The following is a 25200-nucleotide window of genomic DNA, read 5'->3' on the forward strand; positions in this document are numbered from 1 at the left end:
ATGGCTGGCATGACTTCCGAATCGATTCTGCCGGCCACCGTGCCGGGAGATCTGGGCTGGAACCTGGCGATGGTCCTCCGCGGTTATCAGCGACAGTTGGAGACAGCCGTCGACGGATTGCCCGGGGGAGTGCGCTGCTATCAGGTGCTGTCAACCGTCATTCACCGCGACCCGCCGTCCCAACAGGCGATCGGCGCGCATCTGGCCATCGACCGCACCGTGCTGACCTACCTGCTCGATGGCATGGTCGACGCCGGGCTGGTGGAACGCATTCCCGACCCCACCGATCGACGGGCCCGAAAGATTCGCGCCACCGCCGAAGGGGCCAGCGTTCTCACCCGCTACGAGGCCCGCGTCGCCGCCGTGGAAGCAGGCATCCTCTCGGGAATACCAGCGGATGATGGCGGCCGGCTCGCCGCGCTCCTCGGCAGGCTGGCCACAAGCGTGCATCGCGCCGATCCAACGGCCAGTCCGTGCGAGGCCGTCGAGTCGCTCGGGCGCGCTGACGTTATCGCTTCACGACATCAGTGATTGCCGGGCCGAGATCGGTCCAGGTGAAGGTGTATCCCGCCTGCAGCAGGCGTTCCGGAGTCACCCAGCGGCTTTTCAGCGGACGAGTCGCTGTCCAATAAATCCGGCTGCCCCTGCTATTACCGCGCGTCCTCGAGTGTTTCCCACGAGCCAAGCATACGAGGCGACAGAAAGACCGTGCTCGCCGCTGGGGTCGGCGTGACCGTTGTGCCTCGCAGTTTCCTCGAGCAGAGTGCATGAATGCAAAGTGTATTGAAACAGTGATGTCATGCTGCCATGAGTTCACTTTTACAAATTCGGAGCGTGCCCGATCAAGCGCGGCGAGCGCTGAAGGCCAGAGCCGCAGCTCAAGATGAGTCCCTCAACAGCTATCTTCTCGACCTCGTCTCCCGCGAGGTCGCTCGACCGACTGTCAGTGAGGTCCTCGATCGCGCGGCCCGTCGAACGCAACACGCGCAGGCGTCTGCGCTCGAGGTGCTCGCGACCGCACGAGCTGATCGCGCCGGCGAAGCGCTGCATCCGTCTGGCGCGTGATCGTTGTCGATGCTGCCGCGGTGATTGATGCGTGGACCGCCGTCGCTGGTACCGATGGGCTACGCGCCCGCCTGGCGGCTGAAGAACTGCACGCACCGAGCCTGCTCGACTACGACATCGTCCCCCCTACGCGGCCTCACGCTGGCCGGGCACCTGAGCGCGGCCCGGGCGCAAGACTTGCTAGCTGACTTCGATGACTTACCGATTCGACGGTGGGCCTCGGCTGACCCGCTGCGCCGGCGGGCGTTCCAACTACGCGACAACGTTTCGGCCTACGACGCTGCCTACGTTGCGTTGGCCGAAGCGCTGCGCTGCTCACTGCTATCCCGCGACGCCCGATTAGCCCGAAGCAGTGGGCACACCGTTCGCATTGAAGTGCACTAGCCGACGTTTTCTATGACGTTGGCTGGATGAGCCATTTGGAGCGCACCTGCACGTTGGCGTCCTCGTAGCCGAGGTGCTCGTAAAACCCCAGAACGGAGTCGTTGCCCCAACGCACCATTAGCTGAACCGTCACAACACCGTTCGTGCGCAGTCAGTTTTCTGCGGCAGTCATCATCCGTTTGCCGAACCCGGTTCCACGTGTGCTCTCGGCAACCGCACGGTAATATACCCACCAGCGATGGCCATCGTGGCCGACCACGACCGTGCCGATAAGCCGCTCGTCGTCGAACGCGCCGAGACCCGTGGAGGTGTCGTCGCCGAGGGCGCGCTGAGCGTCAAGCTCGGGTGAATTCCACGGTCGGGTGAGGCCGGCCTGGTGACAAAGAGCAGCCGCCGCGTCGATGTTGGCCGCGGTCAGATCGCGGATCGTCATGTCATTAGTAGCGGTGCATTCGCTGTTCGACGGCTAAGCGAGCTGGTGACGCCTGCTGCGGAGCAGCCGGCCGGCCTCACGCACCGCGAGGTAGATGAGTGCGGCGAGCAGCACGAAGGCCCAGTCCAGGAAACCGAGTGGCCCGGTTGCAAACAGCACGGAGACGAACGGCACGTAGACGATCACGAGCATCACGACGAGGCCGAAGGTGCAGGCGAGCCAGAAGGTGGGGTTCGAGAACTGGTAGCGGCTGAACGCACCGAGCTCGCTGCGGCGCTGAACGATATTGACGAGCTGGCAGACCAGAATCGTGACGTAGGTCATCGTCGTGGCCTGGGCGACGATCGCAGGGGCGACGGGGCCGTCGAACGGGTTGACGCCGGCGCGTCCGTAAAACAGCAGGTAGTTGGCAATCGCCAACAGGCCGATGAGCGACCCGGCGTAGACGACATCCAGGATGCTGCGGCGGTTGACGATGTGCGCTGACGGGTCGCGCGGCCCGCGTGTCATTATGCGGCCAGACTCGGGGTCTTTGCCGAGCGCGGCGATAGGCAACAACTCGCCGAGCAGGTCGATCGCGAGAATTTGCAGCACGTTGAGGGCGAGGGGCACTCCCGCGATCGTGGCGAGCAGGAGACTGACAATGTTGACCACGAGCTCTGCAGTGTTCGACGTGAGACAGGCGAGCACACCCTTGGCAATGTTCGCGTAGATCACCCGGCCCTTCTCAATGGCCCCGACCAGGGTTGAGAAGCTGTCGTCGAGCAGTACGACCTCGGCGGCTTCCTTGGCGACATCCGTGCCCGATGCGCCCATCGCGACGCCGATGCTGGCGTGACGCAGCGCCGGGGCATCGTTGATGCCGTCGCCGGTGACCGCGACGACGTGGCCGGATTTCTTGACCAGGTCGACGATGCGGGTCTTGTCTTCGGGGTCGACCCGACTGAATACGGTGTAGCCCTTGAGCGCGTGCGCGAGCACCTGGTCGTCGGGCATCGAGCGCAGTTCGTCGGCCGTGACAACCGTCAGCTGGTCCGTGCTGTCGAGTCCGGCCTGCCGGGCGATCGCCTCGGCGGTGCGCGAGAAGTCTCCGGTGATGATGTTCACCCGAATTTGCGCGTCCAGCGCGGTGCGCATGGCGCCGGGCACTGACTCCCGAATCGGGTCGACCATCGACACCAGACCGAGCAGCACGAGACCTCGCTCGACGGTCTGTGGGTCGACGGCGTCGGCATCCGCTTGGGTGACTGTGCGGGTGGCGAACGCGAGGTTGCGCAGGCAGCGATCGGACTTTTCGGCGTGCCGGTCGAGAAAAATCTCGCGGTCGGCGTCGGTGATTGCACGCACGGTGCCGCCGTCATCGATATGGGTGCAGCATTGCACGACGCTCTCTGGCGCGCCCTTCACGTGCGCCACGAGCGTGCCCTCGGGACTCTCGCGAATGGAGGTCATCAGTTTGCGAGCGGAGTCGAACGGAAACTCGCGCACTTCGCGCTCGGTCGTAGCGAGGTCGATTCCAGACTTCGCGGCCGCCGTGACGAGAGCGCCCTCGGTGGGGTCGCCGAGAATATGCCACCCGGCATGGCTATCGTCGGGGGCGAGCAGACGGGCGTTGCTCGCGAGAAATCCGGTGCGCAGAAACAGACGCGCCCGATCAGCGGATGCCGAAGCATCCGTTGGGATCGGCGCAATACCGCCCGCAAACTCGACCGGCTCGATGCTGCCCTCCGGCGCGTAGCCGATGCCGTGCACGACATAGTCGCGGCCGGCCACGACCAGTTCGGTCACCGTCATCTCGTTCTTGGTGAGGGTTCCGGTCTTGTCGGTGCAGATCACCTCCGTCGCGCCGAGGGTCTCGACCGCGCTGAGCCGCTTGACCAGGGCTTGGCGCTGCGCGAGCGCCCCGGCCGCCTGCGCCAGTGCCGTGTTCACCTCGGCCGGCAATCCCTGCGGAATCACCGCGCTCGCAAACCCCACCGCGAACAGCAGGGCCTCATGGAACGGCAGGTTCGCCTGCACCGCAACAACGAGCAGCACGAGGGCGAGGGCCACCGCAACGTAGGTGATGTTGCGTGCGAGATAGCCCATCTCCCGTTGCAGCGGACTTACCGTGCGCGGCGCCGACTGGGTGAGTCGGGCAATGCGCCCGAGCTCGGTGCGGGCGCCGGTGGCGATGACGACGCCGATCGCCTCGCCGGTCGCCACCGTCGTTCCCGCGTGGGCGGTGTTGTGCTGCTCCGCCACCGCGACGTCGGTCATGATGGCGTGGGTGTACTTGCGCGTGGGATCGCTTTCGCCAGTGAGGGCGAATTCGTTGGTCGAGAACGCGGTCGCCTCGATCAAGCGGATGTCCGCCGGCACCGCCGCTCCCTCCTCCAGCCGCACGACGTCGCCCACGACTAGCGCGGCGGAGTCCACCTGGCTGAACACGTTGTCCCGCAGTACCTGGGTGAGCGATTGCGCGAGGTGTTGCAAGGCATCCATTGTCTTGCCGGCGCGGTATTCCTGCACGAAGCCGATCGAGGTGTTCAGCAGCACCAGCAGCACGAGCACGGCCGAGGTCAGCGTGTCACCGAGGTAACCGGTGATCGCCGCGCAGACGAGCAGCAGCACGATCATCCAGTCCTCGAACTGGCGCAGGTAACGCAGCGGCATCGACTCCTGCTGAACCTGCACGATCACGTTATCGCCGTAGCGAGCCCGGTGACCCGGCACCTCGACGCTCGTGAGGCCGCTGCGGCGCGCGCCGAAGCGCTCAAGCACCTCCGGCTCGGTGCACCGGTAGGCGTCACCGGCCTCGATGGCGGCTACGACGGGGTCGGTCTCCGAGGACGCCATGGTGGTCGTGTCGTTCTTGCCCTGTGCTCTGGTGCGGTCGTGCATGCGGGCTCCCGGGATAAGCAGTCCGGGGAGAGAGGCGTCCCATCGTGCGTCTGTAACGAGAGCTTATCGAGCGCTGGTTTCGACGCGTGCCGCGGGGGATGACGTCCAGTAGGCGGGCTACTCCTCGAAGCTGTTCACCATCGCGAAAGCGGCGCGTTCCAGATAATCCCAGAGGATGCCCTGCTGCAACGGCGGCAGGTTAGCCGCGTCGACGGCGACTTTCATATGTCCCAGCCACCGGTCGCGGGCATCCGGATTGACCTTGAACGGAATGTGCCGCTGCCGCAGGCGGGGGTGGCCGCGCTGCTCGCTGTAGGTACCCGGACCGCCCCAGAACTGCTCGAGGAACATGACCAGGCGGTGTTCGGCCGGGCCTAGATCTTCTTCGGGATACATGGGCTTCAGCACCGGGTCGGTGGCCACTCCTACGTAGAAGTCGTGCACGAGCTTTTCAAAGAAGGGGGTTCCGCCGACCTCGTCGAAGAACGTCGGTACCGCGGCAGCACCGTTCTCACCCTCGCGCAGGTACACGTCGGCGAGTGCTGCAGGCTGATCGGTGGGGTGTCGTTCAGTGGTCACGTGGTGCGGCTTTCTACTGTGTGCTTATGGCTGGTGGTTAGTTCAGGCTAGTCAATGCCGTCACCGCGAACTTCCGGGTCTGGCGCCTTCATCGGAGCCGGAACGTCCTTGGGCTTGGCCTTGCGTGGCCCGCGGGGCTTCCGAACCGGGACCGGGCCGGTGCGCACGCCGGCGACGACATCGGGTACGGCCGCAGCGGCCTGTTCGGCTGCGTCGAGGGCGCCCTCGATTGGTTCAATGGCCGAGCCGTCAATGGTGCCGTCGCCGGTGGTCATCACCACGCTGTTGAGCGGGGTGAGCGGCACGCCCATGCCGTCAAGGGCCTTCTTCATGTGCAGGCGCAGATCGCGGGCGAAGTCCCACTTGGCCGAGACCCGGGTCTTGACGACGAGACGGGTGACGAGCGCTTCGGCGGTGATCGACTCAAGGCCCCAGATCTCGGGCTTCTCCAGGATAAACGCGCGCCACTTGCGACTCGAGGCCAGGGCGGTGGCCACGCGCAGCAGCTCGTCCTGTACGGCCTCCACGTCGGAGCTGTAGGGGATGGCGAGGTCGATGATGACGCGGGCCCAGCCCTGTGACATGTTGCCAACCCGCAGAATCTCGCCGTTGCGCACAAACCAGAGGGTGCCGTCGACATCGCGCACCTGCGTGATGCGAATTCCCACGGTTTCTACGACACCGGATGCGAATCCAACGTCGACGATGTCGCCAACGCCGATCTGGTCTTCGACCACCATGAACAGGCCGTTGAGAATGTCCTTGACGATGTTCTGCGCGCCGAAACCGAGACCGGCACCGAGCGCGGCGGTCAGCAAAGCAAAGGAACCGAGAATGTCCTTATTCAGTGTCGTGACGATGAGCAGCAGCGCGGTGATCAGAATGAACACGTTCACGATGTTCGCCAGCACAGCGCCGAGCGTGCGGGAGCGCTGCACGACGCGAACAGCCGCCATCGGCGACACATTCAGCGCCTGCGTGTCATCGACCTTCTGCGTTCGCTTGACGCCCGAGACGATCTGCTGCACCACCCGCCGAATGACGAATTGCAACACCCAGCGCACGGCGAAAGCGACAACAATGATCATCGCGACGGCAAAGGCCTTCTCGAGGTAGACGGTCCAGGTAATGTCAGCAAAGTAGGCGCCGAGGTCGGCCCAGAAAGTATCCCAATTCATATCGAACCCAGTCTATCGAGGGGCCTCGGCGGCACCCGGGAACCGGCCACGGTCGCCCGCAATCCGGCCCGGCTGTCGGTGGACTCACCGGGGCTCAGGCAGGCAGGCAGCGGCATCCCGGCGGTTTGCGTGGAGTTTGCTGTGAACGTGCGGACCAACGGGCCGCACGCGAAAACCCCGCGACCAGAGCTGGGCGCGGGGTTTTCGGTTATCGAGATCGTTAACTACTCTGCGTCGCGCGCCTGCACCTTCAGCGAACGCTCGACCCCGGCCAGGTTCTCGACTACGAGGCGGCGCAGAGCGGCCGGCTCGGGGTTGGCGTCGAGCCAGGCCTGCGTCGCGTCGGCGAGGGCCTGGTTGTTCAGCGGCGCAGGATAGAGGCCGATCACGAGCTTCTCGCCGATCGAGAAGCTGCGCGCCGCCCACACCGACTGCAGCATCTCGAAATAGGTTGAGACGAACGGCTCGAGCAAGGCTGAGTCGTTCACTCGCAGGAACCCGGCGGCGGTTGTGCGCACAATGGTCGTCGCTGCCGTGTCCACGTCGATGAGCGAAGACCAGGCAGCAAGCTTGCCCTCCGCGGTCGGCAGGGCAGCCCTGGCCAGGGCGGCCGACTGCGCTCCGGTTGCCGTGTTGTCGGCTTCGAGCGCCGCGTCGATCTCGGCTGCTATGGCGCGGCCACCGGCCACAAGGGCGGTGAGCAGCTCCCAAGCCAGGTCGGTGTCGACCTCGAGGCCGTCCAGCACGGTGCTGCCCGAGCGAAGGGCGGCCACATTGTCGAGCTGCACGGCGGTGGCCGCGACGGAGGCGAAGAACTTCACGAACTGGAACTGGGCGTCGCTGCCGGCGGCCGCCCCCTGGGCGAGCGACCACAGCGTGTCGGCGACCACGGTCGTGACCGCGGCGCGGTGTGGCTCGGCCACGTAGTAGTTCGCGGTGAGCACGACCTGGCCGAGTACGGTGCGCAGCGTGGTCGACTCGGTTTCGGTGGCCACGTTGTTCAGCACCAGGCGCACGAAGTCGCGTGCCGTGGTCTCGGCGTCGCGGGTGGCGTCCCAGACCGAACCCCAGACCAGGGCGCGGGCGAGCGGGCTCTCGATCGCGGCGAGGTGTTCGAGCGAGACGGCCTGCGACGCCGGGTCGAGCCGCACCTTGGCGTAGCTCAGGTCGTCGTCGTTGAGCAGAATCAGGTCGGCGCGTTCGCGGCCGACGAGAGCGGGAACATCCGTTGTCGAACCGTCGACGTCGAGCTCGACCCGATGCGTGCGCACGAGCTTCTGCGAGTCGTTGAAGGTGTAGAAACCGATCGCGAGGCGGTGCGGACGAATCGTGGGGTAGTCGCCTGTGGCGGTCTGCAATACAGAGAAGGCGGTGATGACGCCCGCCTCGTCGACGGTGATCTCGGGGCGCAGGGTGTTGACGCCGGCGGTTTCGAGCCAGAGGGCCGCCCAGTCGCCGAGGTCGCGGCCGCTGGCGAGCTCAAGTTCGACCAGCAGGTCGCGCAGCTCGGTGTTGCCCCACTGGTGCTTCTGAAAGTAGGAGCCGACGCCGGTGAAGAAGGCGTCGATGCCGACCCAGGCGGCGAGCTGCTTGAGTACTGAGCCACCCTTGGCGTAGGTGATGCCGTCAAAGTTCACGAGCACGTCGTCGAGGTCGCGGATGGTGGCGACCACGGGGTGGGTTGACGGCAGCTGGTCTTGCTTGTAGGCCCAACTCTTTTCCATGACGGCGAAGGTAGTCCAGGCTTCGTGCCACTCGGTGGCCTCGGCGGTGGCGATGGTCGACGCCCACTCGGCGAAGCTCTCGTTGAGCCAGAGATCGTTCCACCAGGTCATGGTGACGAGGTCGCCGAACCACATGTGGGCCAGCTCGTGCAGAATGGTCACGACGCGGCGTTCCTTGATGGCGTCGGTCACCTTGGAGCGAAAGATGTACGTTTCGGTGAAAGTGACGGCGCCGGCGTTCTCCATGGCGCCGGCGTTGAACTCCGGCACGAACAGCTGGTCGTACTTGTCGAAGGGGTAGGCGTAGCCGAACTTCTCCTCGTAGTAGGCGAAGCCCTGCCGGGTTTTCTCTAAAATGTAGTCGGCGTCGAGGTACTCACTCAGGCTCTTGCGGCTGAAGACCCCCAACGGAATGGTGCGACCGTCGCTCGACGTGAGCTCACTGCGTATGACCGCGTACGGGCCGGCGATGAGCGCCGTGATGTAGCTCGAGATGGTGTGGGTCGGCTCGAACGCCCAGGTGCTGGCCCCGTTGCCAGCATCGATCGGTGTTGGCGTGGTGGAGTTGGAAACGACCTGCCACTCGCTCGGCGCAGTGACGGTGAAGGAGAATTTGGCCTTCAGGTCGGGCTGCTCGAACACTGCGAACACGCGGCGGGAGTCGGGCACCTCGAACTGGCTGTACAGGTAGACCTCGTTGTCGACCGGGTCGACGAAACGGTGCAGGCCCTCACCGGTGTTGGTGTACAGCGCGTCGGCGACGACGACGAGCTCGTTCTCGGCCTGCAGGCCGTCCAGCGCGATACGGATGCCGTCGCTCACGGCCGGGTCGAGCAGGGCACCGTTGAGGGTCACCGAGTATACCCGCGCCGTGATGGCGTCGATGAAGGTCGAGGCTCCGGGGGTGGCGCTAAAGTGCACCGTGGTTGTGCTGCCGAACGTGGTGGGACCGCTGGTGAGATCGAGCACAACGTTGTAGCTCGCGACGGTGACCAGCGCGGCGCGCTCGGTCGCTTCAATGCGGGTGAGATTTTCTCCAGGCAACTTAGTTCTCCAGTTCGATTCACGATTGTGGAGCTTTGGCACTCGTGGCGCCATCGCACCCCGCAAGCCTAACCATGATTACGATGTGGGCATGAGAGCAAGCACCGCCCCCGGCGCGCTGGACGGCGAGCCGATCGCGCTGACGCAGCCGCACGACCGCAGTCTGCACTGGCTCGCGCCGGCGGACTGATGCCACAACCGCAGGTTTAACCGCACGCTGCTACTCTAAAATCATGGTTCCGACCACGCAGAATGAAGCCAGACACGCTGCTCTGGCCAGTGAGCCGCGCCGCCATGCCCTGGCGCTGCTCACCGAATCCGCCGTGCCGCTGGGCGCGACCGCCATGGCCGTCGCCCTCGGACTCCACATCACGACGGCCCGGTTTCACCTTGAGCACCTCGAGGCGGCCGGGCTCATCGAGCGCCACGTCGCCCGGGCCGGGCAGCGCGGACGCCCACACGTGTTGTTCAGCGCGGTCGCGGCACCGCGTGCAGCCGAGAACGCCCAGCAGCAGCTGACCGAGGCTCTCGCCGCGGTCATCGGCGAGGATGACGACGGCGGCCGCGCCCGTGCGGTACGCGCCGGCGAGCGCTGGTCGGCGCAGTACGCGGCTGCGGCTGATGCGGTGTCGACCGACGGTCCCGCCGCCGACGGTCCCGCTGCAGACCTAGTGCCTCCGCTGTTGAGTGTGCTCACCGAGATCGGTTTCGAGCCCGAACTTCGAGCCGATGAGGCTGTGATCGCGCTGACGGCCTGCCCGTTCCGGGCCGAGGCCCGAATGAATCCCGATGTGGTCTGCTCGGTGCACCTGGGCCTGATGAAGGGCCTCGCGCGCTCCCTTGGACACGACGCCGAGGGCATCGCCTTGGAGCCCTTCGTGCGGCCGACGCTTTGCCTCGTTCACCTGCTGAAGCACTCCGAAGTGGATTGAAAGGAATAAAATCCTCTAAACTAGCTCCAGGGTCACTCGACCCGGCGAAGGAGAAATTCTATGACTGCCGAAACGATCAACCTGTCTGTCAACCGGCCCGGTGCCGTGCCCGTCGACGCTCCCGCCGCGCACGCGTGCGCCTGCGGTCACGAGGACACCGAGACCATCGTTCTCGACACTCGCCCTATTCCGCACGCCATTCGCCACGCCACGATCTTCGGCGCCCTCGGCGTTATCCAGCCCGGCTTCGCCCTCGACCTGGTGGCCTCGCACAACCCGTTGCCGCTGCTCGGACAGCTCGAAGCCGCCCGCCCCGGCGACTTCGCCGTTTCCTATCTCGAAAGCGGACCCGAAACCTGGACCGTGCGACTCACCCGCGCCAACTAACCCAACGCCAGTCTGACCTGATCCACACCGCCGATGACCACGACGCCGTTGACCGCACCTAGTCCTCTTCGCCGAACCGGTAGCGCCTCGCGCGGTACCGGTTCGGTGGTGCGGCCCAATGTCACCGGCCGGCTGGTCTTTCTTGTCCTCGGCGGCATCGCCCTGCTCGCCGGTCTCGACGGTGCACTGCTGTTGCTCGGCCTTGCGGCGCCCATCGACGCCGTGCGTCTCAGCGCGGTGCACGGCCCGCTGATGGTGTTCGGTTTCGTCGGCACCGTTGTGGTGCTCGAACGGGCCGTGGCGGTGCGCCGCGGCTGGGCCTACCTCGCCCCCGGCCTGCTCGGCGCGGGCGGCGTCGCATTGATCTCCCCACTGCCACTGGTCGTGGGCCAGACCGCCCTGGTCGCCGGCAGCGTCCTGCTGCTGGCCATCTACGCCGAGATCTGGCGCCGGCAAGGGTCGGTGTCCACCGCGGTGCAGGTCCTCGGCGCACTGGCGGGCCTGATGGCCACCATCTTCTGGCTGCGCGGCATCGGCATCCCGCAGATCGCGCCGCTGCTCATCCTCTACCTAGTACTCACGATTGCCGGCGAGCGCCTCGAGCTGTCCCGTATCTCTCCCACCGTCAACCGCCGGGCCGAGGCGTGGATGGTCGGCATCAGCCTGGCCCTCAGCTTCGGTTCGGTGGTGGCCCTGGTGTGGCCGGTCGCGGGCTACCCTCTTCTCGGTGCCGCGACGCTGGCCCTGGTGGCATGGCTGTTCCGGCATGACATCGCCACCCGCATGGTGCGGTCCACCGGGCTGCCCCGCTATATGGCCTGCTGCCTGCTGGCCGGATATGGCTGGGTGCTTATCGTGGGCGGCATCTGGCTGCTGCAAGGCCCGGTCTATTCCGGTCCTGCGTACGACGCCGTGATGCATGCCGTTTTCCTGGGCTTCGTGATGTCGATGATCATGGCGCACGCGCCCACCATCCTGCCCGCCGTGCTGCGCCGACCGCTGCCGTACCGTCCGGTTATGTACCTGCCGGCGGCACTGCTGCACGTGTCGCTGCTGGTCCGGGTACTGCTCGGCGACGCCTACGGCTGGCCGGTGCTGGTGCAGTGGGGCGGCGTGTTCAACATCGTCGCGGTGCTGGCGTTCGTGCTGATTGCAGTGGTCTCGGTATTGCGCGGAACCACCGTACGGCCCAAGCGCGCAGCACCGAGCGGCACCGCTGTGCCGCCGGCCCTGCCCCTGCGGGGATCGCTGCTTTGAAAGACAAACTCTGGCACATCATCTCCGGCAGCCTGGTGCCCGCCTGGCTCGCCGCCGCGGTGATCCTCACTCTGCTGCACCGCCAAGTGCCGTCGTCGGGTTGGCTGCTCGTGCACCTGCTGCTGCTCGGGGCGGTGAGCACGGCAATTCTGATCTGGAGTCAGCACTTCGCCGACACCCTGCTTCGCCACAAAGCGCTCGGGGACCGCCGCTCGCTGAGCTGGCGCCTGAGCGTGCACACCGTGGGCGCGATAGCGGTGATGACGGGCATGGTCGCCGAGTGGTACCCGCTCGTTCTGGTCGGAGGCAGCCTGGTTGGACTGAACGCGCTGGTCCACGCTGCGGTGATCGTGGGCCAGACCCGCGGGGCGATGCCGGGTCGGTTCGCCCCGCTGGTGCGCTACTACATTGTCAGCGCAGTGATGCTCTCCGGTGGCGTGATCCTCGGCATCGTGATGGCCCGGCTCGACGGCGGAGGTGAGACCTACGAACGTCTATTCATCGGTCACCTCGGTCTCAACCTGCTCGGGTGGGTCGGCCTCGCCGTGATCGGTACCGTTGCGTTGCTCTGGCCCACGGTGCTGCATACCCGCGTCGAGGGTGCCACAGTGGCGGCCGGAAGCACCCTCCCGGTATTGGTGGGCGGCCTCGGGCTGCTCCTGATCGGCTGCCTGGCTGACCAGCGGCTGCTCGTGGCGCTCGGCGTTCTGATCTACCTCGTTGCCCTGGGTCGAGTGCTCTGGGAGGGCATCGGGCACCTCCGCCGGGCGCCCGCCGTGACCTTCGCCGCCTGGAGCCTCGGTGCCGCCCAGATCTGGTTTGCCCTCTGTACCGCCGGTTTCGGGTTGCTGGTGGCTCTCGCCCCCAGCTGGACGGCCGCAGCCGCCGGCGTCGAAACCGTCGTGCCCTACTTCGCGATCGGCTTTGCCGCCCAGATTCTGCTCGGTGCCCTCAGCTATCTGGTACCCGTCGTGCTCGGTGGAGGTCCGGCCGCCGTTAAGGCAACCGCGGCCGAGCTCGACCGTGGCGGCCTCTTCCGGGTCGTGGTGGTCAACGGCGCCCTCACCCTGTCGTTGCTGCCCGTCTCCAGCACACTGACGGTGGCGCTGTCAATGCTGATCTTGGCCACCCTGGCCAGTTTTCTGGTGCTGTTCACCCGTGCCCTGCGGGTCAACCGGAGAGTGCGTGCCCTGCCGCTCGCGCGCGTGGCACCAAACCAACGGCCTGCGGCCCCGCGACCGCGCAGTACCGGTCGAATGCTCGCGGCGGCGAGCGTACTGCTGCTCACGGTGACCGTCGGCATCGTGGTCGACCCGGCCGCGGTGGGCCTGTCGACGGTATCGACCCAGGGCGCCGGCTCCTCCGCTGCCGGGGCCCTCGCCGCGACCGGACACACCACCACGGTGGCGGTCGATATGGTGGACACCCGGTTTGTGCCCGACCGCATCGAGGTGCCGGTCGGCGACGAACTGGTGATCACCCTGACCAACAGTGACGACATGGTGCACAACCTGGTGCTGGAATCCGGGGTGGTGTCGGGGTCGCTCGAGCCGGGCGCCACCGAATCCGTGGCCGTTGGCGTGATCGGCGCGAGCGTGAACGGCTGGTGCTCGATCGCCGGTCATCGGTTGCTCGGCATGGAGATCAGCATCGTCGCCGTGGGCGCTGGCGATAGCGCCGGGGACGACATGACCGCGAACGGCTCGGGCCACGTCGGCCACGACTCGGCCGCGACGGTAACCTCGGCAGCCGAGGACCTCGACCCGATGGCTGAACCCGACGCCGGTTTTGAGGCGAGGGACGCCGTGCTGCCGCCCGCCCCATCCGCCACGGTGCACCGGCAGACCCTGACCGTGCAGAACGTGGAGACCGAGGTAGCCCCCGGCGTCACCCAGACGCTCTGGACGTTCAACGGCACCGCGCCGGGCCCCACCCTGCGCGGCACCGTTGGCGACGTGTTCGAGATCACCCTGGTGAACGAGGGCACGGTCGGGCACTCCATCGACTTCCACGCCGGCGACGTCGCCCCCGACGCCGTGATGCGCACCATCCAACCCGGCGAGAGCCTGGTCTACACCTTCACCGCCACCCGGTCGGGCATCTGGCTCTATCACTGCTCCACCATGCCCATGTCCGTGCACATCGCCAACGGCATGTTCGGCGCCGTCATCATCGACCCGCCGGGCCTGGCCGCGGTGGACCGTGAGTATCTCCTCGTGCAGTCCGAGCTCTACCTCGGCGCTCAGGGACGGGAGGTGGATGCCGCGAAGGTGGCGACGCAGGTCCCCGACGTCGTGCTCTTCAACGGCTATGCGAACCAATACGCCGCCCGGCCGTTGCTGGCGAAGGCGGGAGAGACCGTGCGGGTCTGGGTGCTGGCCGCCGGGCCCAACGTGGGCAGTGCCTTCCATGTGGTGGGTGGTCAATTCTCCACCGTGTACAAGGAGGGCGACTACCTGTTGAAGGACGGCGGCAGCACCGGTACCGGTGGCTCCCAGGTGCTCGACCTCGCCGTGGCCCAGGGCGGGTTCGTCGAGGTCAGCTTCACCCAGCCGGGCCACTACCCCTTCGTCAGCCACATCATGTCGGATGCCGAGAAGGGAGCCCGCGGTATCTTCGAGGTGCTGCCGTAACCGGCACCGGTGCATCCGCTTAATTATGGCGCTGGACGGCGAGCCGATCGCCCGGGCCAGCCCCACGACCGGTCACTGCACTGGCTCGGGTTACGAGTCGAAGTCATGTCCAGGCCAGGCGACAATTCAAAAGAGCCTCCGGACGCGTCGACGGGGTAGTTGTGAGCGCTGGCCCGGAGCGCTACGCAGATAAGTACGCAGCCAAGGCCTCGCGAACGATTTCGCTCGGCCGGCGATGCTCCGCCTCGGCACGCTCGATGAGAAGTGCGTCGAGATCTTGGGGGAGACGCACCTGCGGCACGGGCGATCTGCCTGTCCCGGCGCGGCCGGACAGAGTCGGGCGACCCATTGCTCGCTCGAGGGCAGCGTTGGAACCGAGTGCGGCTTTGGTAGGTGAGGTGACTTTGCCTTCGTTAGCAGCTGTAGAAGCCGCCTACGCCGTTGTCAATTCGACAACCGGTTCCGTCTGATTTGTCGGGACCAAAGGCACCGGCACAGCAGTCGCCGTTTTTACTGCCAGAACCGCCAGAAATGCTTCCACCACCGGACGAACCAGAGCTCGCAGACTTCTTCGCAGTGGCCTGGTTGGCAGCGACCCGTGCAGCCTCTTGTGCAGCTGCAGCAGCAACACGTGCAGCTTCTGCCTCGGCCGCGACACGTGCAGCCTCAATCTCAGCTGCGATACGCGCGGCTTCTTCGGTCTGGAAGACAGCAAAGTCACTCGTCAGTACAGCGACGCTCGCGGTGAGCGCAGTAGTAGCAGTTGCCGCTGTGCTGTTCGTAGCCGTGATGCTTGCGACCTGGTCGCGCGTTGCGCAGGGAGGCACAGCAGCAATCGTGATGTTTGCGAGTACAGTACTGGCAGCGCTGACGTCGCTGATGAGTTCAGTGCCGCTGGCACGTGCAGGGAAAGCCTCGACGGCGGTGATACCGGCTATAGCGTCAACCGCTTCAACGCCTTCGCTGGCTGCAGTAGCTTCTATTGCGAGCACCTCGTCGACCGCAGGCACTGCTTCTACAGCGACGCGCGCTGCGTAGTCGGTGCTGATTGCGGGCGCGACACCCTCAGCGACAACCGGCAGCTCGAGCACGGCGACAGCGAGCACCGCCGCGTCAGAGGCTGCTAGAGCAGTCTTCATACTGGTGGCAGCGCGGGTGCCGGCCGTAACCGCAGCAGTGCAGAGACTCGTGGTCTCAGCCTTGTAGCTGGTCACGCCAATGGCCGTAGCCGTGATGCCACCGCCGATCACGAGCGCGCCGGCAGCGAGGATGGCGATGAGCTTGACGCGCGAGGTCGGGCTGTTGGCGCATAACGTAGCGATGGTGCTGGTGTTCTCCACGAGAGTGTCCTCGTCACTCGGCCTCGAGGGGAGCGGAGTGGTCTGTCGTTTGCTGCGCCCGCGATCTCCGCTGCGGCAGGAGTGTGAGAATTGCTGCGGCCAAGAGCAGAGTCGACGCACTACCAAGCAGGACCGAGCCCGCACCCACGGAAGCGCCGGTTGTGTTAAGAAGGAGGCCTGTCGTGCCGAAGCCATCTCCTATGCCGAACGGGGCCACGAGAATCCCGACGATGGCTGCCGTGATGCGCGCCCACTTCTTACGCGTCAGGATCGAGACGACAGCGAGCGCGATGGCCACAAGCATGAATGTCAGGATCCCCTCGCCTTCTCCCTCAAATTCTTTCGCTTCCTCCGAGAAATAGTTGTAGGTAATGGAGTCGCCGAATCCGGAGACTGTTCCGATCGGCAGGAACAGACTGAGGATTGCAATGATGGCCGCGACGGGCACGATGAACAGGACCCACGGGTGATGCTTTGCGAATGGTTCACGCCGAGGGGCGCGGCGAGCTGTTCGTTGCGCCGACGGTTCAACCCACCCGCGCGCAGGCGTTTGCTCGTCGGCGCGGGGCATGCGCTGGCGGAGCCAATCGGCAAGCTCCGGGTAGCAGTTCGGGTGGGTGAGGATCACTGACCACAGGTCGGGGCGCGCAGTGGCGATGTGCCCCAGCGTCGCCGGTTCGACACCCGGATCGGCGAGGTCCGCGAGAGTGTAGCTAAACGGCTCTGGGGATTTCGCTGGCGGTGCAATATCCAAGCCAGTCACTTTTCCACAATCCAGTCGCGGTTCGTGTCGACCATATAACCGTTCACCTCGCCACTGAAGATAGAAATCTCGCCGTTCTTCATTACAGTGAGACCAACCGTTGCGAATGTGTCAATGCCCCTCTCGCTTTGAATAGGAAAATCGAACGAGGATGTCGCGTCTGGGTCTGTCGGCGACTTGGCGCAGTCCTGGACGCGCGTCGCGGACTGAAAGTCGACGGAGAGATACGCCCCCTGCTCGGGGGCGGACACGTTGAGAGCAGCTGCCGCACGGGCGGAGGAGAGATGTAGTCGGGAAGCGACGCGCTCCACGTTTGATACTTTTGCCGCCTCCTCTGCCTCGGCGCCGTAGCTTTGCTCCATGCCGGAGATAACCTTTTCAGCTCCCTCCTCGATTGAACTAGGCAGCTCGTCCAAGTAACCCAGATACCCCGCGGTATCGTCCCGTATCCATCTCTCCAGGGCGGCTTCCTGAACGGAATCGAAATCGTCATACGACGCTAAATATTCTTCAACGGTCATATCGCTGTTCATTGATTTCAAGGAGGCTTCTGTATCCAGCTGTACTTGTCGAGTAAGTTTTTGCTCGAGATCAGCCGGGGATGTGGCCTCATATTGGTCCAGAAACGTCTGAACGTCATCTTCCGCCGCCGCGTCCGCTTGTGCTTTGGTGAGGGTCGGTGTGGTGAGCTTGTCGGCAGCGCCATCGGGGTAGGTTATCTCAATGCTGATGGCGCAGTATTTGGAGCTATCAAGGTCAAGGCTTTTCACCACTACCGAGGTGACGAGCAGGTTTTCGGCGTCCGCTCCAGCAGCGTCCTTGAGAGCTTGCGGGATCTGGACGGTGATTTGCTGCGCGGGTTCCATTCCGTTGATCTGGGTGAAGTCATACACACTGCCTGGTGCCGTACTGCAGCCCGAAAGAGCCATTGCTGAAACAGCCCCGAGCATGGCGAGACCGATTCTCCTCGAATTCTTGTGACGGGTACGAAACACCGTTGTCCTAGCGCTTCGACTGTGCTGTTCAATGTTGTGAACAGAATTCCTGATATCTCGGCCGTAGTTTGCCATTGAATTGCCCCCTGATACTTGGTTCGGACTGCACACAGTTCCCGCCAATGCAGTCGGCGGGCAGGAGTTCCTCTACCGCAGTCAGATTAGCGGCATTGCCCTGCTACAAAGTAATCAGGCGATCTCGTTCGGCCCATCGCGCGGGCGTTATCTGTGGTCTGAACGCCCGCTACGGCTATGGCCTGAACAGATAGGCGCCGGTTATCGGTCTTCGTCACCGGCGTCAGCCTTGCCCGGATCGTCACCCGGAACGTCGGCGGGTGGCTCAGCCGACGGCTCTGCTGACAACGGCGCCGCGCTACCGGCTGTCCACCCAAAGGAGGCGGCCCCGCGCGTCATCACGGCCGCTGCACCGTGCATCGGAACATAGCTACCGTCGTTCGGCCCATCGCCCGGCTCCTCATCTGGCTGCCAGCGCGGGGTGTCGCCGCTGCGGGTGCCCAGGAGCCGCCGGGTGAGGGATTCGCCCGCCGACAACAGATCGTCGAGGGACACCTGCAGATCGTCGTCGTCGACGGTGTCGGCGCGGAGGGCAGCGCGGAGCACCGCCCGGCGAATGAGTTCCTTCGCGAAGGACCCGGTCACGCTCTCCGCGCGGCGGGCTGCGGCATCGAGGGTGGCCGGACTGAACGGCAGCCCGCCCGCATAACGCCGGAACAGCCGCTCTCGTTCAGCCAGCGCGGGCAGCGGTACTTCCACGGCGAGATCGACCCGGCCGGGCCGTTCGGCGAGGGCACGCTCGAGTACCTCGACCCGGTTGGTGGTCATGACGAAGGCGACATCGGCGTCGCCGTCGAGCCCGTCGAGGGCGTCGAGCACCTCGAACAGAAGGGGCTGGGGAGTCGCGTTGCGTTGCATCGCGACCAGGTCGATGTCCTCGAGCACGACGATGGACGGTGCAAAGGTGCGCGCGATTTCGGCGGCTGCAGCAATGTGCACGATGCTGGAGCCGGTGAGCAGCACGGCGGTGATGCCCGGGGTAGCGCTCAGCAGGTGACGCACGGTGAGGGTTTTGCCGGTGCCGGGAGGACCGTAGAGCAACACGCCGCGCTTCAGGTGTTGCCCGGCGGCGAGCAGCGCCTGGCGCTGCTCGCCGATTCCGATGACGTGGTCGGTGATGGTGCCGAGAATGCCCTCCGGCAGCACGATGGCCGAGGCGGGCACGATGGGTCGTTCCAGAAAGGTGATTCCGGCCCCGGCCCCGTATTCGGTGTGCACGAACGAGAGCACCTGCCCGCGCAGCACGCTGTGCTCGATCATGAGTGCGCGCAGGTGATCAAGAAAGCCGGTGACCGCCTGCGGTGATGTGGCCATGATCTCGAGTTCGGCCGTGTTGCGCCCGTATTGAGGGTTTGCGGCGCGTTGCAGCACCGCGATTGGCTCACCCTCAAAGCGGATGAGCCGCAGGCCGAAGGAGACCACCTGACGGGTAGACGTCGGTCCGGTCGCCCGGGCCGAGAAGTCCACCGGACCGGGGGCGAAACCCTGGAACGGGCTGGCCACGAGCTCGGACAGGGTCGAGTGGAAGCGCTGCTGCCCGCCGGAGACGCCGAGAAGCGCGGCCGGATCGGAGCCGGCCAACGCGGTTAGGGCGATGTCCGCGTCGACCAGGCGATGATCGGCCAGCGTTTCGGACACGACCGGCAGGGTCGACGCGTTCGCGCCGAGAAACTCTGTCATCACGTCGCCGAGCGGCGACAGACCCGACGGGTTCTGGGCATCCGCTGTTGCCACGACGCGTTCCATGAACTTTTTGAACGAGCGCACGACGTCGCGATCGAAAGAGTCCTCGGTCATGTCATTCTCCTGTTCTGGTGCGGCCTTCTCGAACCTAGCGGGCCTGGGCAATGATCGCCTCGGCCACGGCCACCGCCTGGGAGACAGATTCGACCGAGTAGGCCGACTCGCCGAGCGAAAAAATCACGGTGCAGTAACCGGAGGGGTCGGCGCAGACCTGGACGGCGTGCTCACCTTCGACGGCCCCCTCGAGCACGATCGGCGGCAATGCGGCCTGACTGTCCGGCTCCGTGATCATCGTGTCGACGATCGAGGCGAGACCATAGCCGACGTGGATCGAAGTGCCCAAAACGCCGTCGGCGCGCACGTCGCACCGAAACAACCCTGCGGCCTCTGACACGAAGCCGTCGAAGTAGACCGGATTCATGTTTGACGAGTCGAAGATTTCGTACTCGAGCGAGTCGACGTCGAGGGCCATGGCGATGCCCTGCGGCTTGAGCGCGCCGGTGCAGGCCGGTTCACGCGGGGTCAGGGCGACCGCCGGCCAGGCTAACTGGCTGGGTTCGGCATCCGTCAGAGTGGAATAAACGGATGCCGCGAGCGGCTGCATCTGCGCTACGATCGCGTCGCTTGTCATGCCGACAAAGCGCTCATCGAGGGTGCCGAATGAGTTCGTGCTCATCGTGATTTCGACCCAGGCGTCACCGACCGGAGCCGAGATGAAACACCCGGCGTCGCCGCATCCGGTGGCCGCTTCGATGCCGTCGATGCTGGTAAGCGGGTCGGCCGGACCGTTGCCGGCATCGTTCGGCGCCCAAGAGTCGGCCGCGTCGGGCAGTACCTTGACGCTCAGGTAGGCCCAGTCGGAGTCGGCTCGGTGATCCATCGGATTGCCCGCCGCCATGCCGACTCGCCAGGAGCAGGACAGCCCGCCGAGGGCTGGGACGGCGTACTCGACCAGGAATGTCGATGGCTGCGTCGCGGCAACCGGGGTCGGCACGGTGCCGGCGGGATCCACAAAGACGTTGGCAATGTCGCCCGGGGCCGCGATATCGTCGCAGCTGAGCGGGCTGGTGGCTGCGGCGGGCGTTGCGGTTGGCGTAGTCGTTGAAGTGGCCGCCGGTTCCGGCACCGGTTCGGCCGCGCACCCGCTGAGGGCGACGAAGGCGAGAAAAACAGTCGGCAGGATCAGGGTGCGGCGCAGCATCCAGTCAGCCTAACAGGGGCGATTTTTGGCCCGTGACCTGTGCTTTCCTCGACATCACCCTGCACCAAGGCCCCCGCCCGACTACCAGGCGCCGGGCTGGTAGTCCTTGAGGAAGACCCCGTAGAGGTCCTCGCCGGCCTCGCCGCGCACGATCGGGTCGTAAACCCGGGCGGCGCCGTCGACCAGGTCGAGCGGGGCGTGAAAGCCCTCCTCGGCGAGCCGCACCTTGGTGGGGTGTGGGCGTTCGTCGGTGATCCAGCCGGTATCGACGCTCGTCATGAGAATGCGATCGGAGAGCATCTCTTTCGCGCTCGTGCGGGTGAGCATGTTGAGCGCTGCCTTGGCCATGTTGGTGTGCGGATGGCCAGGCCCCTTGTAGCCCCGACCGAACACACCCTCCATTGCGGACACGTTCACGATGTAGGTGCGCCGGGCAGCGGATGCCGTGAGCGACGCCCGCAGTCGGCTCACCAACAAGAATGGTGCTGTCGTATTGCACAGCTGCACTTCGAGCATCTCGAGCGGATCGACGTCTTCGACGTTCGCGGTCCAGCTGTTGACCTCGTGCAGGTCGGGCACAAGCCCGCCGGCATCGATCGCGGTGCCGGCAGCGAGACGCTCCAGTGACGAGGACCCGCTCGCGAGGGCGAGGCGGGTGAGGTCATCCGCAGTGAGTGCACCGGCACCGGAGGCGGCCGCGAGCAGCGGATGCCCTGACACCGACGCCGCCAAGGCGAGCGGATGCGCATCGTTGGTGTGCCCGAACGACACGATCTCCGGTAGCGGGCCGTCGGGAAGCGGAGAATCCTCGGCTTCGACCAGGGGGGAGTAGGAGCCGCGCGAGCGCCGCACGGTCTGCGCGGCGTTGTTGATGAGAATGTCGAGCGGGCCCTGGGCGGCGACCGAATCGGCCAGGGCGATCACCTGCGCCGGGTCGCGCAGGTCGATGCCGACGATGCGCAGTCGGTGTAGCCAATCCTTGGAGTCGGGCATGGCTGTGAACCGTCGCACCGCGTCGCGCGGAAAGCGGGTGGTGACGGTGGTGTGGGCGCCGTCGCGCAGCAGGCGCAGGGCGATATACATGCCGATCTTGGCGCGGCCGCCGGTGAGCAGTGCGCGCTTGCCGGTGAGGTCGGTGCGAGCGTCACGCTTGGCGTGGCTCGACAGCGCGCAGCTCGGACAGAGCTGGTGGTAGAAGGCGTCGACCACGGTGTACTTCTGCTTGCAGATATAACAGGCGCGCGGAACGAGCAGTTCGCCGGCGGTGGCCGCGCTGGTGCCGAGTGAGAGTTGGGCGCCGCGGGTCTCGTCGTCGATGCGGGTGGGCGCGCCGGTGGCGGTGGCGGCGATGACGCTGCGATCAGCGTCGGCGATGACCGCGCGTTTCTCGAGGCGGCGCGACATCTTGACCGACTTGAACATCTTGGCGGTGGCCTGGCGCACGGTGACGAAGTCGGCGCTGTCCGGGTCGACGTCGCTGAGGGAGGCCAGCACCCGCAGGGTCACGGAGAGGTCGTGCGGGTCGATGGCGAGGAATTCCGGGCCGGATGATTCCTGGTCAGCGGCCGGCACGTCCGACTCGGCTCGTGCTCTGCCGGTGGGCGCAGTGGTGGAGGGCGCGGTGGTCATTCGAGGATTCTACGCGGGGTGACTGTGAGCATCCGTCTACGCGTTCGTGACCGAAGGCGGCTACGCCGGCGCGCTAGAGCTTCGCCGGTTCGTGAATGGGGATGGCGTTGGTCGGCGGCTCGAAGGTGTGGTCGAACGGCATCTCGTCGGTGTCGAGCAGAGGGTTGTCATCCTGCGTCTTGACCAGTTCGTGCGCTTCCTTGTCGGTGTTCACGCTCGGCATGGAGCCGGGCAGTGGGCGGTTGGCCGATTCGCGCAGGAAAAAGATCGCGATCGCGCCGATGAACGAGGTACCCATGAGGTAGAACGCCGGCATCAGGTCGTTGCCGGTGCCAACGATGAGTGCCGCGATGATGAACGGCGTGGTGCCGCCGAAGATGGCCACCGCGAAATTGTACGAAATGCCCATGGCGCCATAACGGCTGGCCGTCGGGAACATCGCCGGCAGCGCTGAAGCGAGGTTGGAGACGTAGAACGTGACCGGGAACGCGATGAGCGCCAGGCCCAGCAGGGTCGACCAGATATCACCGATACCGATAAGCAGGAAGGCCGGGTACGACAGCACGACCGTGCTGACGGCTCCGATCCAGAGCACCGGGCGACGTCCGATGCGGTCGGAGAGTCGGCCGGCCAGCGGGATGCACAGCGCCATCGCCACGAGAATGGGAATGGTCAGCGCCGTACCGTGCAGCTCGTCATAGCCCTTGTTCTCGGTGAGATAGGTGGGCATATAGGAGGTCAGCGCGTAGCCGACGGTGTTCGCCGCGGCGACCAGAATCATCGCGATGATGATGTTGCGCCAGTACGCCTTGAAGATAGCGATCGGGCCCTTGGGCGTGTCGGCCGTGGCACCGAGGGGGTTCTTCTGAGCTTCCTCCTGCGCGTCGAGCGTGGCCTGGAAAGCGGGGGACTCGTCGATCTTCATACGGAAGTAGATGGCGATCAGGCCGAGCGGCCCGGCGATGAGGAATGGAAGGCGCCAGCCCCAGTCCTCCATCACCTCCTGACCGAGCATGAGCTGCAGCACCGACACGAGTGAGGCACCGATAGCGAAACCGAGGTAGCTGCCCATGTCGAGAAAGCTCGCGAAGTAGCCGCGCTGTTTGTCGGGCGCGTGCTCGCTCACGAAGGTCGTCGCCCCGGCGTACTCGCCACCGGTGGAGAAACCCTGCACCAGCTTGACGAACACCAGCAGCACCGCCGCCCAGACACCGACCTGCGCATACCCGGGCAATACTCCGACGGCGAACGTTGAGGCGGCCATCAGAATCAGCGTGGTCGCGAGCACCTTCTGGCGCCCGATTCGGTCACCGAGCCAGCCGAAGAACACGCCGCCCAGTGGGCGGGCGAAAAAGGTGGCGGCAAACGTGCCGAGCAGAAACAGGGTTTGAACGGATGCATCCGCCTCCGGCAGAAAGACCGGACCCATCGTCGTGATGAGGTACCCGAAGATCCCTACGTCGTACCACTCCATGGTGTTTCCCACGATGGTGCCGCCGAGGGCGCGCTTCATGATGGGTTTATCGACGACGTTGACGTCGGACACGGCGATGCGGCGGCGGCGAAGAGCCTTCACGGGCTTGGCCAGGGCGACCGAGGCGCTCGTGGCGCCGAGATGCGGCTTGGACGTGCTTCGATCAGTGGGCATAAGAATTTCTCCCGTGGAGATATTGTGCTGCGGTGACAGAGCTGTCCTGCGTCTTACAGATGTTTTTTACAATTTATCAAGAATACCCCCCAATGGGGGATGACACCTAAATGCCAAGGTTTAATTTCGGGAAGGATGCAGGAAGTCCCGCCTAGGCTGATGGAATGACTGATTCTGTAGATTTCTGGTTTGACCCCTCGTGCCCGTGGGCTTGGATGACCTCCCGCTGGGTCGATGAGGTTGCCCGCCTGCGTGAATTCGACGTGACCTGGCACGTGATGAGCCTCGCCGTTCTGAACGAAGACCAAGACGTCAGCGAGGAATACGCAGCCTTCTTCCCGCGGGCGCTCAAGTACACCCGCCTCGTGACCGCGGCCAACGAACTGCACGGCCAGCCCATGGTTAAGGCACTCTACGACGCGCTCGGCACCCAGATTCACCCGGGCGGCAACCGCAATCCCGACGAGGTCATTCCGGCCGCGCTCGCCGAGGTGGGCCTGCCGGCGAACTTCGCCGCCTACGCGGACAGCGAAGAGTACGACGCCGAGATGCGCGCCAGCCACTTCGACGGCATCAACCGGGTCGGCCAGGATGTCGGCACCCCGGTGATCGCGGTCAACGGCGTTGCCTTCTTCGGCCCGGTCATTTCCCCGGCGCCCATGGGGGACGACGCTCTCAAACTCTGGGACGGCGTCGTGGCGCTCGCGAGCTACGACGGATTCTTTGAGCTCAAGCGCAGCCGCACCCGCGAGCCGATATTCGTGCAGCCGCAGGTCAGCACATCGGTCATCACTAAATAGACTGCTCACATGCGCATCCACATCGCCACGGACCATGCCGGTCTCGACCTCAGCCACCACCTGATCACGCACCTACGTGCGGCCGGCCACGAGGTCATCGACCACGGGCCCCAGGCCTACGACGCCCTCGACGATTACCCCGCGTTCTGCATCAATGCAGCGCAGGCCACCGTTGACGACCTCGAGGGAGGCATTGAAGCGCTCGGCGTCGTGTTCGGGGGTTCCGGCAACGGCGAGCAGATGGCCGCCAACAAGGTGACCGGAGCCCGCGCCGCCCTGGTTTGGAACCTCTCCACGGCCAGGCTCGCCCGCGAACACAACGACGCAAATGTCATCTCGATCGGTGCCCGCGAGCACACCATCGCGGAGGCCACCGGCTTCATCGACGCGTTTATCGCGGAGCCTTTCAGCGACGAGGAGCGCCACGTGCGTCGCATCCGCCAGCTTGGTGAATATGAAGCCACGGGGATCATCGCAGGCAAGAACGTCGACGGCAAGTGAGCTGAG

24 protein-coding genes are annotated in these 25200 nt (G+C 65.4%); 9 read left to right on the forward strand and 15 right to left on the reverse strand.

The annotated features are described in order from the left end of the window. Positions 1 to 9: 9 nt before the first annotated feature. Positions 10 to 531, forward strand: coding sequence for a MarR family winged helix-turn-helix transcriptional regulator (locus CJ028_RS17890; RefSeq protein WP_161499024.1), 522 nt, complete (start codon positions 10 to 12; stop codon positions 529 to 531). Here CJ028_RS17890 and CJ028_RS21840 read toward each other — a convergent pair. Next, positions 509 to 769 carry a DUF1731 domain-containing protein gene (locus CJ028_RS21840; RefSeq protein WP_105036557.1) on the reverse strand — a complete coding sequence of 87 codons (261 nt, stop codon included), beginning with the start codon at positions 767 to 769 and terminating at the stop codon, positions 509 to 511. The two genes, CJ028_RS17890 and CJ028_RS21840, sit on opposite strands and share 23 nt — an antisense overlap. 65 nt (positions 770 to 834) lie before the next feature. Here CJ028_RS21840 and CJ028_RS17900 point away from each other — a divergent pair, with 65 nt between their 5' ends. After that, positions 835 to 1065 (forward strand): hypothetical protein, encoded by a 231-nt coding sequence (locus tag CJ028_RS17900; protein WP_205684087.1) that lies wholly within the window; start codon positions 835 to 837, stop codon positions 1063 to 1065. Between the two features lie 27 nt (positions 1066 to 1092). Beyond that, a complete protein-coding gene (locus CJ028_RS17905) occupies positions 1093 to 1449 on the forward strand; it encodes a type II toxin-antitoxin system VapC family toxin (protein ID WP_205684088.1) in 357 nt (118 codons plus the stop codon). A 10-nt stretch (positions 1450 to 1459) separates the two neighbouring features. Here the strand turns inward: CJ028_RS17905 and CJ028_RS21780 are convergent, their stop codons facing one another. The 6 genes from CJ028_RS21780 to pepN all read right to left on the reverse strand — a co-directional run bounded on the left by CJ028_RS21780 (position 1460) and on the right by pepN (position 9290). Then, on the reverse strand, positions 1460 to 1582 hold the full coding sequence (locus tag CJ028_RS21780; protein WP_276309403.1) for a GNAT family N-acetyltransferase: 123 nt from the start codon (positions 1580 to 1582) through the stop codon (positions 1460 to 1462). Positions 1583 to 1600: 18 nt separating this feature from the next. Beyond that, the gene (locus CJ028_RS17910; RefSeq protein ID WP_205684089.1) at positions 1601 to 1882 is read right to left on the reverse strand and encodes a GNAT family N-acetyltransferase; all 282 of its coding nucleotides are present in this window, start codon (positions 1880 to 1882) and stop codon (positions 1601 to 1603) included. Positions 1883 to 1915: 33 nt separating this feature from the next. Then, positions 1916 to 4765 carry a cation-translocating P-type ATPase gene (locus CJ028_RS17915; RefSeq protein WP_105036559.1) on the reverse strand — a complete coding sequence of 950 codons (2850 nt, stop codon included), beginning with the start codon at positions 4763 to 4765 and terminating at the stop codon, positions 1916 to 1918. 117 nt (positions 4766 to 4882) lie between these two features. Then, complete coding sequence (locus CJ028_RS17920) at positions 4883 to 5290, reverse strand: globin (protein ID WP_105036931.1); 408 nt, start codon at positions 5288 to 5290, stop codon at positions 4883 to 4885. A 101-nt stretch (positions 5291 to 5391) separates the two neighbouring features. Further along, positions 5392 to 6522, reverse strand: coding sequence for a mechanosensitive ion channel family protein (locus tag CJ028_RS17925; protein WP_105036560.1), 1131 nt, complete (start codon positions 6520 to 6522; stop codon positions 5392 to 5394). Positions 6523 to 6746: 224 nt separating this feature from the next. Beyond that, the gene (pepN, locus tag CJ028_RS17930; RefSeq protein ID WP_105036561.1) at positions 6747 to 9290 is read right to left on the reverse strand and encodes an aminopeptidase N; all 2544 of its coding nucleotides are present in this window, start codon (positions 9288 to 9290) and stop codon (positions 6747 to 6749) included. 233 nt (positions 9291 to 9523) lie between these two features. On the opposite strand from pepN, the gene CJ028_RS17935 reads away from it, so the two are divergent. The 4 genes from CJ028_RS17935 (at position 9524) to CJ028_RS17950 (ending at position 14499) form a co-directional block, all read left to right on the forward strand. After that, complete coding sequence (locus CJ028_RS17935) at positions 9524 to 10222, forward strand: helix-turn-helix transcriptional regulator (protein ID WP_105036562.1); 699 nt, start codon at positions 9524 to 9526, stop codon at positions 10220 to 10222. 60 nt (positions 10223 to 10282) lie between these two features. Further along, on the forward strand, positions 10283 to 10609 hold the full coding sequence (locus CJ028_RS17940; RefSeq protein ID WP_105036563.1) for a DUF2249 domain-containing protein: 327 nt from the start codon (positions 10283 to 10285) through the stop codon (positions 10607 to 10609). Positions 10610 to 10714: 105 nt separating this feature from the next. Continuing rightward, positions 10715 to 11866, forward strand: coding sequence for a DUF8744 domain-containing protein (locus tag CJ028_RS17945; protein ID WP_105036564.1), 1152 nt, complete (start codon positions 10715 to 10717; stop codon positions 11864 to 11866). After that, positions 11863 to 14499 carry a multicopper oxidase domain-containing protein gene (locus CJ028_RS17950; protein ID WP_105036565.1) on the forward strand — a complete coding sequence of 879 codons (2637 nt, stop codon included), beginning with the start codon at positions 11863 to 11865 and terminating at the stop codon, positions 14497 to 14499. Before CJ028_RS17945 ends, CJ028_RS17950 begins: the two co-directional genes overlap by 4 nt. A 181-nt stretch (positions 14500 to 14680) precedes the next feature. Here CJ028_RS17950 and CJ028_RS22005 read toward each other — a convergent pair whose 3' ends face one another. The 8 genes from CJ028_RS22005 to CJ028_RS17990 all read right to left on the reverse strand — a co-directional run bounded on the left by CJ028_RS22005 (position 14681) and on the right by CJ028_RS17990 (position 23893). Next, complete coding sequence (locus CJ028_RS22005) at positions 14681 to 14848, reverse strand: ribbon-helix-helix protein, CopG family (protein WP_105036566.1); 168 nt, start codon at positions 14846 to 14848, stop codon at positions 14681 to 14683. A gap of 64 nt (positions 14849 to 14912) precedes the next feature. Continuing rightward, positions 14913 to 15839, reverse strand: coding sequence for a hypothetical protein (locus tag CJ028_RS21235; RefSeq protein WP_205684091.1), 927 nt, complete (start codon positions 15837 to 15839; stop codon positions 14913 to 14915). Between the two features lie 13 nt (positions 15840 to 15852). After that, the gene (locus CJ028_RS17965) at positions 15853 to 16602 is read right to left on the reverse strand and encodes a variant leucine-rich repeat-containing protein (protein ID WP_105036567.1); all 750 of its coding nucleotides are present in this window, start codon (positions 16600 to 16602) and stop codon (positions 15853 to 15855) included. Continuing rightward, positions 16599 to 17672, reverse strand: coding sequence for a hypothetical protein (locus CJ028_RS17970; RefSeq protein WP_129590538.1), 1074 nt, complete (start codon positions 17670 to 17672; stop codon positions 16599 to 16601). Before CJ028_RS17970 ends, CJ028_RS17965 begins: the two co-directional genes overlap by 4 nt. A gap of 201 nt (positions 17673 to 17873) precedes the next feature. Next, complete coding sequence (locus CJ028_RS17975; RefSeq protein WP_105036569.1) at positions 17874 to 19469, reverse strand: AAA family ATPase; 1596 nt, start codon at positions 19467 to 19469, stop codon at positions 17874 to 17876. 34 nt (positions 19470 to 19503) lie between these two features. Continuing rightward, entirely contained in the window at positions 19504 to 20616 is a 1113-nt protein-coding gene (locus CJ028_RS17980) for a hypothetical protein (protein ID WP_105036570.1), read from the reverse strand. An 81-nt stretch (positions 20617 to 20697) separates the two neighbouring features. Then, positions 20698 to 22245 carry an SDR family NAD(P)-dependent oxidoreductase gene (locus tag CJ028_RS17985; protein WP_105036571.1) on the reverse strand — a complete coding sequence of 516 codons (1548 nt, stop codon included), beginning with the start codon at positions 22243 to 22245 and terminating at the stop codon, positions 20698 to 20700. 73 nt (positions 22246 to 22318) lie between these two features. After that, positions 22319 to 23893: an MFS transporter gene (locus CJ028_RS17990; protein WP_105036572.1), complete on the reverse strand. Its 1575-nt coding sequence runs from the start codon at positions 23891 to 23893 to the stop codon at positions 22319 to 22321. A 164-nt stretch (positions 23894 to 24057) separates the two neighbouring features. On the opposite strand from CJ028_RS17990, the gene CJ028_RS17995 reads away from it, so the two are divergent. Beyond that, complete coding sequence (locus tag CJ028_RS17995) at positions 24058 to 24693, forward strand: mycothiol-dependent nitroreductase Rv2466c family protein (protein ID WP_105036573.1); 636 nt, start codon at positions 24058 to 24060, stop codon at positions 24691 to 24693. Positions 24694 to 24702: 9 nt separating this feature from the next. Then, positions 24703 to 25194, forward strand: coding sequence for a ribose-5-phosphate isomerase (locus CJ028_RS18000; RefSeq protein WP_105036574.1), 492 nt, complete (start codon positions 24703 to 24705; stop codon positions 25192 to 25194). Positions 25195 to 25200: the final 6 nt, after the last annotated feature.

The sequence above is a fragment of the Cryobacterium aureum genome, assembly GCF_002954245.1.
In the GTDB taxonomy this organism is placed as follows: domain Bacteria; phylum Actinomycetota; class Actinomycetes; order Actinomycetales; family Microbacteriaceae; genus Cryobacterium; species Cryobacterium aureum.

Excerpts from the sequence above, each read along its gene's own strand:
- CJ028_RS17890 (WP_161499024.1), top strand. The coding sequence starts at position 10 with ATGACTTCCGAATCGATTCTGCCGGCCACCGTGCCGGGAGATCTGGGC.
- CJ028_RS21840 (WP_105036557.1), bottom strand. The coding sequence starts at position 769 with ATGCACTCTGCTCGAGGAAACTGCGAGGCACAACGGTCACGCCGACCC.
- CJ028_RS17905 (WP_205684088.1), top strand. The coding sequence starts at position 1,093 with ATGCGTGGACCGCCGTCGCTGGTACCGATGGGCTACGCGCCCGCCTGG.
- CJ028_RS17910 (WP_205684089.1), bottom strand. The coding sequence starts at position 1,882 with ATGACGATCCGCGATCTGACCGCGGCCAACATCGACGCGGCGGCTGCT.
- CJ028_RS17915 (WP_105036559.1), bottom strand. The coding sequence starts at position 4,765 with ATGCACGACCGCACCAGAGCACAGGGCAAGAACGACACGACCACCATG.
- CJ028_RS17925 (WP_105036560.1), bottom strand. The coding sequence starts at position 6,522 with ATGAATTGGGATACTTTCTGGGCCGACCTCGGCGCCTACTTTGCTGAC.
- CJ028_RS17935 (WP_105036562.1), top strand. The coding sequence starts at position 9,524 with ATGGTTCCGACCACGCAGAATGAAGCCAGACACGCTGCTCTGGCCAGT.
- CJ028_RS17940 (WP_105036563.1), top strand. The coding sequence starts at position 10,283 with ATGACTGCCGAAACGATCAACCTGTCTGTCAACCGGCCCGGTGCCGTG.
- CJ028_RS22005 (WP_105036566.1), bottom strand. The coding sequence starts at position 14,848 with ATGGGTCGCCCGACTCTGTCCGGCCGCGCCGGGACAGGCAGATCGCCC.
- CJ028_RS17970 (WP_129590538.1), bottom strand. The coding sequence starts at position 17,672 with ATGGCAAACTACGGCCGAGATATCAGGAATTCTGTTCACAACATTGAA.
- CJ028_RS17975 (WP_105036569.1), bottom strand. The coding sequence starts at position 19,469 with ATGACCGAGGACTCTTTCGATCGCGACGTCGTGCGCTCGTTCAAAAAG.
- CJ028_RS17980 (WP_105036570.1), bottom strand. The coding sequence starts at position 20,616 with ATGCTGCGCCGCACCCTGATCCTGCCGACTGTTTTTCTCGCCTTCGTC.
- CJ028_RS17985 (WP_105036571.1), bottom strand. The coding sequence starts at position 22,245 with ATGACCACCGCGCCCTCCACCACTGCGCCCACCGGCAGAGCACGAGCC.
- CJ028_RS17990 (WP_105036572.1), bottom strand. The coding sequence starts at position 23,893 with ATGCCCACTGATCGAAGCACGTCCAAGCCGCATCTCGGCGCCACGAGC.
- CJ028_RS17995 (WP_105036573.1), top strand. The coding sequence starts at position 24,058 with ATGACTGATTCTGTAGATTTCTGGTTTGACCCCTCGTGCCCGTGGGCT.
- CJ028_RS18000 (WP_105036574.1), top strand. The coding sequence starts at position 24,703 with ATGCGCATCCACATCGCCACGGACCATGCCGGTCTCGACCTCAGCCAC.